Source organism: Pseudomonas sp. IT-P218 (assembly GCF_949767605.1).
Classification (GTDB): Bacteria; Pseudomonadota; Gammaproteobacteria; order Pseudomonadales; family Pseudomonadaceae; genus Aquipseudomonas; species Aquipseudomonas putida_AE.
In genome coordinates, this window is the sequence record NZ_CATKQQ010000055.1 from 262,890 (window position 1) to 276,232 (window position 13,343).

Consider the following 13,343-nt stretch of genomic DNA (forward strand, 5'->3'; position numbering starts at 1 on the left):
CTGAGTAGGGGGTAATTGCGATAGTCTGTGTAAACCAGAAGTTTATAATGGTTGGCCATGGAAACCTTCAGCAGTATCGAATGCTTTGTACGCAGCGCTGAGGTCGGCAGCTTTGCCGAAGCCGCGCGACGCTTGAGCCTGACCCCGGCGGCCGTGGGCAAGAGCGTGGCCAAGCTTGAAGCCCGGCTGGGCGTGCGGCTGTTTCAGCGCAGCACCCGCAGCCTCACGCTCACCGAGGCCGGTCAGCTGTTTCTCGATGAAGTCAGTGGCAGCCTGCTCACCATCCAGAATGCCGTAGCCAATCTGGCCAGCGCCGAAGGCCGTCCTGCGGGCACCCTGAAGGTCAGCATGGGCACCGTGTTCGGACGTTTGTACATCGTGCCGCTACTCGGTGAGTTTTTGCGGCGCTTTCCGGCGATCAATCCGGACTGGCATTTCGATAACCGGCAGGTCGACCTGATCGCCCAGGGTTTCGACGCCGCGATTGGTGGCGGCTTCGAACTGCCCCAAGGGGTGGTGGCGCGCAAGCTGACGCCAGCCCATCGCGTGTTGGTGGCCTCTGCCGATTACCTGGCGGCGCACGAGGCGATCCTTGAGCCTGACGATCTCAAGCCGCACGACGGCATCCTTATTCGCTCGCCGCAGACCGGTCGCGTGCGTTCCTGGCAGTTGACCAGTCGCACCCAGCAACACAGTCCCTTGACCCTCAAGGCGCGGATGACCATGAGCGATTCTGAGGCGGCCTGTGCCACGGCGGTCCAGGGTTTGGGTATTGCACTGGTGAGCATGCCCTTTGCGTTGGGCTATCTGGAGGCGGGGACGTTGCAGCGGGTGTTGCCGGACTGGTATGTCGACGATGGCAATATTTCTATCTATTACGCCGAGCACAAGCTGCTGCCCGGCAAGACCCGGGCGTTTGTGGATTTCATCATTGAGCAGTTTGCGGAGCGGGGGGTGGGGCAGCGTTTTAGTGCGGTATGAACCAGGTTGGAAACCGAGGCGCCCCCTTCGCGAAGGGGGCGACTCGGTTCAATGTTGGGAATTCAGCGCCCAAACCGCCCAGGCCAGCCGACGATATTCTTCGGCCGCGGTGTCGCATAAGTGCGCACCTTGGACGTCGACAACCCCAGCCGCACCAGCGATTCGGCGATGGTCACCGCCGCGGTCACGCCATCGATCACCGGCACGCCGGTGCGCAGGCGAATCTGCTCATCCAGCCCGGCCATGCCGCCGCAGCCCAGGCAAATCACTTCGGCCTTGTCCTGGGTCACCGCCAGTTCAGCCTGATGCACGATGGCTTCCAGCGCGCGTTGCGGCTCGTGCTCCAGTTCCAGCACCGCCAGGCCACTGGCCCGCACCGAGGCGCAGCGGTCCCAGAGCCCGGACAGTTTCAGGCGGTCTTCGATCAGCGGCACGGTGCGGTCGAGGGTGGTGACCACCGAGTAGGCGTGACCGAGAAACATCGCGGTGCTCGCGGCCGCATCAGTGATGTCGACCACCGGTACGTTGAGCAATTCCTGCAGGCCTTCGCGGCCGTGTTCGCCGTAGCCGGCTTGAATCACCGCATCGAAAGGCTGGTCGTAGGCCATGACCCGGTCCATCACCGCAATGGCGGCCAGGTAGCTTTCGAAGTTGCCTTCGATCGAGTCGGCACCGAAGTAGGGCGTCAGGCCAACGATCTCCGTGCCGGGCGCGGCCACGGCCTGGGCCGAGCGGGCGATCGCCTGGGTGATGGATTCGGTGGTGTTGACGTTGACCACGAGAATGCGCATGGGAAGTCCTTATAACGGGTGGTTCAGCGGCCCGATACTGCCGGGCCGCGAGGGAGTTAATGGCTGACGTTGTCCACGGCGATGGCTTCACCGCTGACGTCGGCGTAGTGGGGTTGGCGTTTGGCGATGATCAGGTAGAGCATCCCGGCAATCCCGGCACCGATCAGCCAGGAGAACGGCGACACCAGGTGGAAACCCGGTACCAGCGCCAGGACGATGGCGATCAGCGCGGCGGGAATGAAGGCCACCACCGCGCGCAGGTTGACCCCGCGGCTGTAGTAATAGGCGCCGTTGGGGTCTTCGCTATACAACTGCGGCACGTTGACCTGGCCTTTTCGCACCAGCCAGTAGTCGACCATGATTACGCCGTACAGCGGGCCGAGCAGGGCGCCGAGGCCGGAGAGGAAGTAGACGATCACCAGTGGGCTGTTGTAGAGGTTCCACGGCAGGATCAGCACGGCAATGGTCGCGCTGATCAGCCCGGCACGGCGGAACGTCAGGTACTTGGGCGCCAGGTTGCTGAGAACAAAGGCCGGGGCGACGAAGTTGGCCATGATATTGACCGCCACGGTGACGATCAGGAACGCCAGGCAACCCAGGACCAGGAAGAAGGTGTTGGGGATCGAGGCGATGATCTCGGTCGGGCTTTCAATGATCCGGCCATTGATCTGGAATTGCGCGCCACAGAGCAGGACTGTGATGGCGGCGAAGACCAGGATGTTCACCGGCAGGCCCCAGAAGTTGCCGACCTTGATGGTCTTGCGGCACGGCGAAGAGCGGGCGAAGTCGCAGAAATTGAGGATCAGCGTGCCGTAGATCGCCAGCCACAACGCACCGCCGGCAAAGATATTGCGCCACATCTCGCCACCGCTCAGCGGCCCGCGGATCGACCAGGCGATGGTCGCATTGGCCTGGAAGTACATCCAGGCGGCGAGGGCCGCGACGGTGAGCAGGATCACCGGCCCGGCAAACCCTTCGTAGCGCCGCACCATCTCCATGCCATAGGCGAGGATCGCCAGCTGCACGAGCCAGATCGAGACGAAACACACCCAACCCAGTGTCGACAGACCGAGGATCGAGTCGTGGTCGTACTCGGCGAAACCGGGATGGATGGCGGTCAGCAACACCCGAAAGACCACCGAGGCCAGGTAGGTCTGGATGCCGAACCAGGCGATGGCGATCACGGCGCGGATCAAAGCGGGAATCTGTGCCCCGTGGATGCCGAAACTGATGCGGCTGATGACCGGAAACGGCACCCCGGTTTTCTGGCCCATGTAGCCCGACAGGTTCATGAAGCAATACACCAGCGCCGCGCCGATGCCCAGGGACAGGAGAATCTGCCAGCCGCCCAGGCCCAGGGCATACAGGCCGATGGCAAACGAGTAGTTGGCGATGTTGTGCACATCGTTGGTCCACAACGCGAAGATGCTGTAGCGACCCCAGCGCCGGCCTTCCGCCTTCGTTGGCGCCAGATCCTTGTTGTGCAGGCGGGGGCTGAGCACGACAGAGGATTCAAGCGATTGCCCAAAAGCTGTCTGGGTGACGTGGGAGGAGGGTAGATCCAGCGCGACATTGTTATTGGAGAGACTTGTACGCATTCCGGCAGGCTCCTGATGCTCGACGCCGCGATGACTGTGCTTGAGCCTTTGCTCGGCAATCTTCGTCGCGGGTGGCGAATATCATTGGTTACGGGGCATCTGCAGCCTGTACGGGATAGGGCGCTTCAGGCTTGCGGATCTAAGTGTTTTTATGTTTTGGCTTTATTGTATACAAAACATGTATGCACTTAAGCGAGATGCGTGCCAGTCGGGAGATATATGAAATGCGCTGCTCATTTCGTTTTGTTATGGTTTTTCGCCAAGTTATTGAAAAAATGGAAATATAAATTGACCGTTTGAACAGGTATTTATTTTTCAGCGGGATTGTTGGGTTTGGTCGACTGGGGAAGTCAGGAAAGGAGGATGTAACTTTTTGGGGCGTGGAAATTAAAAGTGCACACATAAATGGCACCTATGGTGACATTCCTGTGTACACATTTTTCGGCTCGGTCACGAATCCTGTAGGTGCAAGCTTGTTCGCGATGGTCGTCAACGATATCGCGGGGTGTCTGATACCCCGCGGCGTTCCAGGGTTCATCGCGAGCAAGCTCGCTCCTACAGGGGGATTTGCAGAGAGATCAGGCCTTGGACTTGCTGATGATATTGCCTGCATGCAATCCGCATTCTTTCTGGGTCGCTTCTTCCCACCACCAGCGGCCTTCACGCTCGTGCTGGTTCGGCAGTACCGGGCGGGTGCACGGTTCGCAGCCGATGCTGATGAAGCCGCGTTCGTGCAGGCTGTTGTACGGCAGTTCGAGCATGCGGATGTAGCCCCAGATTTCCTCGCTGGTCATCTGTGCCAGCGGGTTGAACTTGTACAGGGTGCGTTCCGGGGTGGAGAACGCGGTATCGACTTCCATCACCGCCACGGCGCTGCGCGTGCCGGGGCTCTGGTCGCGGCGCTGGCCGGTGGCCCAGGCCTTCACGCCAGACAGCTTGCGACGCAGCGGCTCGATCTTGCGGATGCCGCAGCACTCGCCATGGCCGTCCTTGTAGAAGCTGAACAGGCCTTTTTCCTTCACAAACGGTTCCAGCCTGGTGTAGTCCGGTGACACCAGTTCGATGTCGATCTTGTAGTGCTCGCGCACCTGATCGATGAAGCGGTAGGTCTCGGGATGCAAGCGGCCGGTGTCGAGGCTGAACACCTTGACGTTCTTGTTCAGCTTCCAGGCCATGTCCACCAGCACCACGTCTTCGGCGCCGCTGAAAGATATCCACAGCTCATCGCCAAACTCGGCAAAGGCGAGTTTGAGGATGTCCTGGGCGGATTTATTGGCATAGGTCGTGGCGAGTTCCACGACGTCGAACGTTGGGCTCATCAGGGCGGCTTCCTACAGGTCGGTGGCGCTTGGCGCTCTATATGGGGCCGATGGTAACAAAAAGCGGCACTGGCCGGGGCGTCCTCTGCGTTGCGTGGTGGGGGAGTTGTCGCTAGAGTTCGGGCTCGCTCGACTCAATAAACAATACCAATGGGAGTGTCTTGTGGAAATTGCCTGTCTGGATCTTGAAGGTGTGCTGGTCCCGGAAATCTGGATCGCCTTCGCGGAAAAAACCGGGATCGAATCCCTCAGGGCCACCACCCGGGACATTCCCGACTATGACGTGCTGATGAAGCAGCGTTTGCGGATTCTGGACGAACACGGCCTGAAGCTCGCCGACATCCAGGAAGTGATCGCGACGCTCAAGCCGCTGGACGGTGCCGTCGAGTTCGTCGATTGGCTGCGCGAGCGCTTCCAGGTGGTGATTCTGTCGGATACCTTCTACGAGTTCTCCCAGCCGCTGATGCGTCAGCTGGGCTTCCCGACCTTGCTCTGCCACCGTCTGATCACTGACGATAGCGGGCGCGTTACTGGCTACCAGTTGCGTCAGAAAGATCCCAAGCGTCAGTCGGTCTTGGCCTTCAAGAGCCTTTACTACCGGGTGATTGCGGCGGGTGATTCCTACAACGACACCACGATGCTGGGCGAAGCGGATGCCGGGATTCTGTTCCATGCGCCGGACAATGTGATCGCCGAATTCCCGCAGTTCCCGGCGGTGCACACGTTTGAAGAGTTGAAGCAGGAGTTCATCAAGGCTTCGAATCGGGCCTTGAGTCTGTAGTCGTCTGCTCGGATGCCTTCGCTGGCAAGCCAGCTCCTACAGGATCGTCGCAATCCTTGTAGGAGCCGGCTTGCTGGCGATGTTTTAAAGGCTTTGCAGGGTATCGAGCAGCACCTTCACCTTGGTGATCGATTCCTGATACTCGGCCTGCCACTCGGAGTCCGCGACGATTCCGCCACCGCCCCAGCAACACACCTGCCCATCCTTGACCAGCAGGCTGCGGATGGCGATTGAGCTGTCCATCTCGCCGCGCACGTCCAGATACAGCAATGACCCGCAGTACAGTCCGCGTCGAGTGGGTTCCAGCTCGTCGATGATCTGCATCGAGCGAATTTTCGGCGCGCCGGTAATCGAGCCGCCGGGGAAGCTGCCGGCGATCAGGTCCAGCGCATCCCGATCAGCCGCCAGTTCGCCGGTCACGCTGCTCACCAGGTGATGCACATTCGGGTAGCTTTCCAGGCTGAACAACTCAGGCACGCGAACCGAGCCGGTGCGGCAGGTGCGGCCGAGGTCGTTGCGTAGCAGGTCGACAATCATCAGGTTTTCCGCGCGATCCTTGGGGCTGGCCAGCAGTTCGGCGGCGTTCGCCGCGTCTTCGCCTGGCGTGAGGCCCCGTGGGCGCGTGCCTTTGATCGGGCGGGTTTCAACCAGGCGCTCTGTGACTTTGACGAAGCGTTCCGGTGACAGGCTCAGCACCGCGCCGCCGTCGGGCAGGCTCTGGAAACCGGAAAACGGCGTGGGGCACGCCAAGCGCAACGCGCAGTACGCCGTCCATGGATCACCCTGGCAGGGCGCGCGGAAGCGTTGGGCGAAGTTGACCTGGTAGCAGTCACCGGCCTGGATGTATTGCTGGATGCGTTCGATCGCCTGGCAATACTGCCCGGCGCTCAGGTCGGCCTGCATTGGCGCCTGCAACCTGAACGGCTCGCCCACGGCAACGGCTGGCTGGCTGAACAGCTGGATCAGGCGCTGACGTTCGCTGTCGGCCAGCGTCGGGTGGAACACCAGTTGGCTGGTGGCCTGCTGGTGATCGCTAATCAGCGCCCAGTCGTACAGGCCGAACCGCGCATCCGGCAAATGCAGGTCATCCAGGGCCCGGCTCGGCAGGTTTTCCAGGTGGCGGCCGAAATCGTAGCTCAGGTAGCCGATCAGGCCACCGGCGAACGGCAGGTCATTGGGTAGTGTCGCTTCGCCCAGGCGCGTCAGATTGTCCCGCAGGCGTTGCAGGAAATCGCCGCCACGCTCGTCAGGCGCGACCGTCAGCTGTTCCAGCGGCCAGGCGCTGAGCAGGTCAAAGCGCCCGCGCTCGGCACTCGGGCGGCCGCTGTCGAGCAGCACGGCACCGGGGGCATGACGAATGGCCGCAAAGTAGTCGGCGGGATTGGCGCGATAGGGCAGCGGGTGTACGGAACAGGTCAGCATGGGCGGGGGAGATCAGCCATCGAGGCGGGGTGGCGATTGTAGTCCTCTCGGGGAATTGCTCCTAGAGGGATGTCGGGGACTTGTAGGAGCGAGCTTGCTCGCGATGAACCTGAGAGCAACGCGTACATCCAGGAAGCACGCGTTATCGTTGACGTCCATCGCGAGCAAGCTCACTCCTACAAGGAGGAACTCAGCCCTCGACCGGCGGAATATGCCCAAACATCTCCTGCACGAACGCCACCCGCTCTTCGACGGTTTCGGTCACACCCCGGGCCTTCAACTCTTCCAGCCGCGCCTCGACCGCGTGGGTACGCAACGTCAGGCCGCAATCGTTGGCGATCTGGATGTTCAACCCTGGCCGGGCGTTGAGCTCAAGAATCAGCGGGCCCTTCTCCTGGTCCAGCACCATGTCGACACCGATGTAACCCAGCCCGCACAGCTCATAGCAGCCTGCGGCGAGTTTCATGAAGCCGTCCCAGTAGGGCAGTTGCACGCCGTCCACCGCGTTGGTGGTGTCCGGGTGCTTGGCGATGATGTTGTTCAGCCAGGTGCCGCGCAGGGTCAGGCCGGTGGCCAGGTCGACACCGACGCCGATGGCGCCCTGGTGCAGGTTGGCCTTGCCGCCCGACTGGCGGGTGGGCAAGCGCAGCATGGCCATCACCGGGTACCCCATCAGCACGATGATGCGGATGTCCGGCACGCCTTCATAGCTGATGCTCTTGAAGATCTGGTCCGGAATCACCCGGTATTCGATCAGTGCCCGGTCGCGATGCCCGCCAAGGGAGTACAGCCCGGTCAGAATGCTCGAGACATGGTGCTCGATCTCTTCGTGGCTGATGATCTTGCCGGACACCGTGCGATAACGGCCCTCGAAGCGGTCGGCGATGACGATGATGCCGTCGCCGCCCGCGCCCTGGGCCGGCTTGATCACGAAATCGTTGCGCCCGTCGATGATCTCGTCGAGCTTGTCGATTTCCTTCTCGGTGGAGATCACCCCGTACAGCTGCGGCACGTGGATGCCGGCGGCAATCGCCCGTTCCTTGGTGATGATCTTGTCATCGACGATCGGGTACAGGCTGCGCTTGTTGTACTTGAGCACGTAGTCCGCGTTACGCCGGTTGATGCCCATGATGCCCCGGGCTTCCAGGGCTTTCCAGGTCTTCCAGAAGCCGAACATCAGGCGTCAGCCTTCTTCAGGAAGGCCTTGAAGCGCACCAGCTCGGTCAGGCGGTAGCCGCGATAGCGACCCATGGCCAGCATGAAGCCCACCAGGATCAGCAGGATCGCCGGGAAGGTGAATACGAAGTACACCAGTTCCGGCACGCTCATGATCAGGTGCGCCAGGGAGGCCGCGAACAGGGTGCCGATCGCCACTTTCATGGCATGGCTGGCGCCGCGTTCTTCCCAGGTGATCGACAGGCGTTCGATGGTCATGGTCAGGATCACCATCGGGAACAACGCCACCGACAGTCCGCGCTCCAGGCCGAGCTTGTGGCTGAACAGGCTGATGGCCGCGATCAACACCACCACGAACGTCAGTACCACCGACAGCCTCGGCAGCATTTGCAGCTTCAGGTGTTCAAGGTAGGAGCGCAGCGACAGCCCCAGCGCCGTGATGATGGTAAACAGAACGATGCCGAAGCCGAGCTGGGTTTCGCGGAAGGCCAGGGCGATCAGCACCGGGGTAAAGGTGCCGAGGGTCTGCAGGCCGATCAGGTTGCGCAGGATCAGGATCACCAGCACGCCGATCGGGATCATCACCATGATCATGAAGGTCTGCTGGGTTTGCAGCGGCAGGCCGTACAGCGAGTATTCGAGGAAGTTGGCGTCGGTATTTTCGTCGGTCAGCTTGGCCAGGCGAATGGCGTTCATTTCGCTGTTGTTCATGCTGAAGGTCACAGTGGCCTTCTTGCCGCCGTCGACGGTGATCAGGTTTTCGTCGCCGGTCCACCACAGCAGGCGGTCGGTCGGCAGGCCCTGTTCGCCGGTTTCCGGGTTGAAGTACAGCCAGTCGGTGCCGTTGAAGCTGCGCAGCCAGAGTTCCGGGGTTTGCGGCTGGTCGGCCACCAGGCGAATGGTATGGACCTTTTCCACCGGCACGTGGGCGATGGACAGCAGCAGTTCGACGATCTTCGCCTTGTGCGCCGGCGTCGGGTCGCCGGCCAGGAGCATCTTGGCATTGTCGTCGTTGCTGTTGTTGACCCGCTTGATCGCTTCGCTGATGAAGGTCTCGACGTCGGCCGAGTGCTGGCGAATCGGCGCCAGCAGCGCTTCGGCGGCGAGTTTCTCAGGGCCTTCCAGGGCAATGCTGTCGCGGAAGGTCGGCCCCTTGATCTTGGCTTTTTCCGCGGTGTAGCGCTTGGTCAGCACCAGGCGGTAATAAAGGGTCTGGTTGCCTTTGGCCCGGCGCGCCGACCAGGTGACCTTGCGGTTGCCGTCGACCCGGTTCACGGCCACGCCGTAGTTATTGGAGATGAAGCTTTCGTTGAGGCTCACGTAATCGCGGCTCAGCGGCGGCACGAACATCTGGATCTTGACCGGGTCCTTGGCACTGGCGACGAACTCGACCTTGGCGTCGATGTTCCACAAGTCGTCGGTGGCGTCTTCCGTCACGGGAATGCCGAGCACGAAGATCTGGTAGGCCGTGACTGAAATGCCCAACACCACCAGGATGGCGATCAGCATTTTCAGATGAAGGGTAAGAGAGCGCATTTGAATTACTCGGCGGTATGAGCGTCGGTGGCGCAGGCGGGTTTGCCGGCAGCGTATTTAAGACTGGGGTCGACCAGCGCATCGAAGCGTTTGAGCGCTTCGGAGCCGATCAGGAGCGGGTATTGGAACGCGCTTCGGTCGGTCAGGTTCACTTCTATGCTGCGTAAAGCTGAACCCATGCAGATATCCAGCTCGATCACCGGACGGGCGGTGTACTTCTTGCCCTCTTCCGGATCGTAGTCACCAGCCCGGCGCTTGATCTTGCTGACACGGGCCAGCGGTCGTTCGATCGGGTGCGAATGGGCGGCGTCGATGGCCAGGTAGAAACGTACCCAGGACTCGCCATTGCGTTTGAAACGCTTGATGTCGCGGGCACTCAGGGACGCGGTTTTCGCGCCGGTATCGAGTTTGGCAGCCACTTCCAGGTCGATACCGCCCAGGGATGCGTATTCGTTGAGGCCATAGACGGTCTTTTCCCCCGCCAAGGCAAAACCGGGCAGGCAAAGACAATAAAGGAGTGTGGAGAAGGGCTTGAGTCTCATAAATCCTGGTGCGCAGCGGTGCGTATTTCGGTTCAAGGCCCTGGCATCACTGCGCAAGCTCCCTCGTAGGCCTATCAGCTACTTATGACAAGCCGTGCAGATGTGACAGACAAATGCGGGCGGCATTCTAGCACGATGGGTTTATGGCGCCACCGGTGGGGGGCGGCTATAAACAGAGGGCCCTGCTTGGTTATGGTGCAGTCGGTTATTAGACGATTGTCGACAATATCGAATTATCCTTTGACTGGCGCGCCTGTTTTGGTTAGTTTTTGCGGCACTGGCTTTCAAGGTGTCGACAATATGTTGGATCAACTGGATCCCCCGCTCATCGTTCAGGACGACTCGGAAACGCTTTCCGAGAACGTCTTCCGGCGTATTCAGGCGGCCATCGTCAAGGGCGATATTGCCCCCGGCAGCAAGATCTCCGAGCCGGAGCTGGCCCGGACCTACGGCATCAGCCGCGGCCCGCTGCGCGAGGCCATCCACCGTCTGGAAGGCCAGCGCCTGCTGGTGCGCGTGCCGCACGTCGGGGCGCGGGTGGTGTCGCTCGATCATGCCGAGTTGATCGAGCTCTACGAAATCCGCGAATCCCTTGAAGGCATGGCCTGTCGTCTGGCCGCCGAGCGCATGAGCGTCGAAGAAATCGACGAACTGCGTCGCGTCCTCGAAACCCACGAGCGCGACGAGGCCTTCCAGGCCGGTCGCGGCTATTACCAGCAGGAAGGCGATTTCGACTTCCACTACCGGATTATCCAGGGCAGCGGTAACCGCACCCTGACGCAAATGCTCTGCGGCGAGCTGTATCAACTGGTGCGCATGTACCGCATGAAGTTTTCCAGCACGCCCAATCGCCCACACCAGGCGTTCGCCGAGCACCACCGAATTCTCGATGCCATCGCCGACCGTGACGGTGAACTGGCCGAGTTGTTGATGCGCCGTCACATCGGCGCCTCCAAACGCAACATCGCCCGTCATTACCAGGACGGCGCCAACCCGACAGCCAAACGAGGTGAGTCATGAGTTTGAACAAGAGCACTCCAGGCCAGCGTTTCCGCGATGCGGTCGCCAGCGAGCATCCACTGCAAGTGGTCGGCGCGATCAACGCCAACCACGCGCTGCTGGCCAAGCGCGCCGGTTTCAAGGCGATCTACCTGTCCGGTGGCGGGGTGGCTGCTGGCTCCCTCGGCCTGCCGGACCTGGGCATCACCGGCCTGGATGACGTGCTGACCGACGTGCGCCGTATCACCGACGTTTGCGACCTGCCGCTGCTGGTGGACGTGGACACCGGTTTCGGTTCCTCGGCCTTCAACGTGGCCCGTACCGTGAAGTCGATGATCAAGTTCGGCGCGGCGGCGATTCACATCGAAGACCAGGTTGGCGCCAAGCGTTGCGGTCACCGTCCTAATAAAGAGATCGTGACCCAGCAGGAAATGGTCGATCGCATCAAGGCGGCGGTCGATGCCCGTACCGATGACAGCTTCGTGATCATGGCCCGTACCGACGCCCTGGCGGTGGAAGGCCTGGAATCTGCTCTGGATCGCGCCGCTGCGTGCATCGAAGCTGGCGCCGACATGATTTTCCCGGAAGCCATCACCGAACTGGACATGTACAAGTTGTTCGCCAACCGTGTGAAAGCGCCGATCCTGGCCAACATCACTGAATTCGGCGCGACGCCGCTGTACACCACCGAGCAGCTTGCTGGAGCGGATGTATCGCTGGTGCTGTACCCGCTGTCGGCCTTCCGCGCCATGAACAAGGCCGCGGAAAACGTCTACACCGCGCTACGCCGCGATGGCACGCAGGCGAATGTCATCGACACCATGCAGACCCGCATGGAGCTTTACGATCGCATCGACTACCACACCTTCGAGCAGAAGCTCGATGCGTTGTTTGCTGCGAAGAAATGAAGATCAAAAGATCGCAGCCTTCGGCAGCTCCTACACCGACCGCTTTGCCCTGTAGGAGCTGTCGAGTGAAACGAGGCTGCGATCTTTTCGGCAACACCCAAAAGACCTGATGAATCACAATTTGCCGATTCCCTGACAAATTCAAAAATATTGGAGGCAGAAATGGCCGAAGCAAAAGTACTCAGTGGCGCCGGGCTCCGTGGCCAGGTTGCCGGGCAAACCGCACTGTCCACCGTGGGCCAGTCGGGTGCCGGTCTGACCTATCGTGGTTATGACGTTCGTGAACTGGCGGCTGACGCACAGTTCGAAGAAGTCGCCTACCTGCTGCTGTACGGCGAACTGCCGAGCAAGGCGCAACTGAACGCCTACATCACCAAGCTGAGCAAGCTGCGTGACCTGCCGCAAGCGCTGAAAGAAGTGCTGGAACGCATCCCCGCCGACGCCCACCCGATGGACGTGATGCGCACCGGCTGCTCGTTCCTGGGCAACCTGGAGCCGGAGAACGACTTCTCCGAGCAGCACGACAAGACTGACCGCCTGCTGGCTGCTTTCCCGGCGATCATGACCTACTGGTACCGATTCAGCCACGAAGGCAAGCGCATCGAATGCGTGAGCGACGAGCAGTCCATCGGTGGCCACTTCCTGCACCTGCTGCACGGCAAGAAGCCGAGCGAGCTGCACGTCAAGGTGATGAACGTTTCGCTGATCCTCTACGCGGAGCACGAATTCAACGCCTCGACCTTCACTGCCCGTGTTTGCGCGTCGACCCTGTCTGACTTGTACTCGTGCATCACCGCGGCCATCGGCTCGCTGCGTGGCCCGTTGCACGGCGGCGCCAACGAAGCAGCGATGGAAATGATCGAACGCTTCTCGTCGCCGGAAGACGCGATCAAGGGCACCCTCGGCATGCTCGAGCGCAAGGACAAGATCATGGGCTTCGGTCACGCGATCTATAAGGACAACGATCCGCGTAACGAAGTGATCAAGGCCTGGTCGAAAAAACTCGCCGACGAGGTGGGGGACACGGTGTTGTTCCCGGTTTCCGAAGCCATCGACAAGACCATGTGGGAGCAGAAGAAACTGTTCCCGAACGCCGACTTCTACCATGCCTCGGCGTACCACTTCATGGGCATCCCGACCAAGTTGTTCACACCGATCTTCGTCTGTTCGCGCCTGACCGGCTGGGCGGCCCACGTGTACGAACAACGTGCCAACAACCGCATCATCCGCCCGAGCGCCGAGTACACCGGCGTCGAACAGCGCAAGTTCGTGCCAATCGAACAACGCTGA

At 61.0% G+C, this 13,343-nt stretch carries 12 protein-coding genes; 5 read left to right on the forward strand and 7 right to left on the reverse strand.

The genetic code is table 11. The annotated features are described in order from the left end of the window. Positions 1 to 57 precede the first annotated feature (57 nt). The gene (locus ACM6I6_RS23960; protein WP_414920802.1) at positions 58 to 981 is read left to right on the forward strand and encodes a LysR family transcriptional regulator; all 924 of its coding nucleotides are present in this window, start codon (positions 58 to 60) and stop codon (positions 979 to 981) included. Between the two features lie 62 nt (positions 982 to 1,043). Here the strand turns inward: ACM6I6_RS23960 and ACM6I6_RS23965 are convergent, their stop codons facing one another. The 3 genes from ACM6I6_RS23965 to ACM6I6_RS23975 all read right to left on the reverse strand — a co-directional run bounded on the left by ACM6I6_RS23965 (position 1,044) and on the right by ACM6I6_RS23975 (position 4,689). Continuing rightward, positions 1,044 to 1,772, reverse strand: coding sequence for an aspartate/glutamate racemase family protein (locus ACM6I6_RS23965; protein WP_150701005.1), 729 nt, complete (start codon positions 1,770 to 1,772; stop codon positions 1,044 to 1,046). A gap of 56 nt (positions 1,773 to 1,828) precedes the next feature. After that, complete coding sequence (locus ACM6I6_RS23970) at positions 1,829 to 3,370, reverse strand: NCS1 family nucleobase:cation symporter-1 (RefSeq protein WP_414920803.1); 1,542 nt, start codon at positions 3,368 to 3,370, stop codon at positions 1,829 to 1,831. A 578-nt stretch (positions 3,371 to 3,948) separates the two neighbouring features. Beyond that, positions 3,949 to 4,689: a phosphoadenylyl-sulfate reductase gene (locus ACM6I6_RS23975; protein WP_274073165.1), complete on the reverse strand. Its 741-nt coding sequence runs from the start codon at positions 4,687 to 4,689 to the stop codon at positions 3,949 to 3,951. A 163-nt stretch (positions 4,690 to 4,852) separates the two neighbouring features. Here ACM6I6_RS23975 and thrH point away from each other — a divergent pair, with 163 nt between their 5' ends. Further along, entirely contained in the window at positions 4,853 to 5,470 is a 618-nt protein-coding gene (thrH, locus tag ACM6I6_RS23980) for a bifunctional phosphoserine phosphatase/homoserine phosphotransferase ThrH (protein ID WP_274073166.1), read from the forward strand. 84 nt (positions 5,471 to 5,554) lie between these two features. Here the strand turns inward: thrH and pabB are convergent, their stop codons facing one another. The 4 genes from pabB to ACM6I6_RS24000 all read right to left on the reverse strand — a co-directional run bounded on the left by pabB (position 5,555) and on the right by ACM6I6_RS24000 (position 10,146). Beyond that, on the reverse strand, positions 5,555 to 6,892 hold the full coding sequence (pabB, locus tag ACM6I6_RS23985; RefSeq protein ID WP_414920804.1) for an aminodeoxychorismate synthase component I: 1,338 nt from the start codon (positions 6,890 to 6,892) through the stop codon (positions 5,555 to 5,557). Between the two features lie 190 nt (positions 6,893 to 7,082). Continuing rightward, the gene (locus ACM6I6_RS23990; RefSeq protein ID WP_274073168.1) at positions 7,083 to 8,069 is read right to left on the reverse strand and encodes an alpha-L-glutamate ligase-like protein; all 987 of its coding nucleotides are present in this window, start codon (positions 8,067 to 8,069) and stop codon (positions 7,083 to 7,085) included. Further along, the gene (locus ACM6I6_RS23995; RefSeq protein ID WP_274073169.1) at positions 8,069 to 9,604 is read right to left on the reverse strand and encodes an inactive transglutaminase family protein; all 1,536 of its coding nucleotides are present in this window, start codon (positions 9,602 to 9,604) and stop codon (positions 8,069 to 8,071) included. The genes ACM6I6_RS23990 and ACM6I6_RS23995 overlap by 1 nt, the downstream gene beginning before the upstream one ends. A 5-nt stretch (positions 9,605 to 9,609) precedes the next feature. Beyond that, positions 9,610 to 10,146 carry an ATP-dependent zinc protease gene (locus tag ACM6I6_RS24000; RefSeq protein ID WP_414920805.1) on the reverse strand — a complete coding sequence of 179 codons (537 nt, stop codon included), beginning with the start codon at positions 10,144 to 10,146 and terminating at the stop codon, positions 9,610 to 9,612. A 303-nt stretch (positions 10,147 to 10,449) separates the two neighbouring features. On the opposite strand from ACM6I6_RS24000, the gene ACM6I6_RS24005 reads away from it, so the two are divergent. From ACM6I6_RS24005 to prpC, 3 genes are all read left to right on the forward strand, one after another. Next, on the forward strand, positions 10,450 to 11,166 hold the full coding sequence (locus ACM6I6_RS24005) for a GntR family transcriptional regulator (protein ID WP_172668661.1): 717 nt from the start codon (positions 10,450 to 10,452) through the stop codon (positions 11,164 to 11,166). Then, a complete protein-coding gene (prpB, locus tag ACM6I6_RS24010) occupies positions 11,163 to 12,053 on the forward strand; it encodes a methylisocitrate lyase (protein WP_274073170.1) in 891 nt (296 codons plus the stop codon). Before ACM6I6_RS24005 ends, prpB begins: the two co-directional genes overlap by 4 nt. Before the next feature lie 162 nt (positions 12,054 to 12,215). Next, on the forward strand, positions 12,216 to 13,343 hold the full coding sequence (gene prpC / locus ACM6I6_RS24015; protein WP_274073171.1) for a 2-methylcitrate synthase: 1,128 nt from the start codon (positions 12,216 to 12,218) through the stop codon (positions 13,341 to 13,343).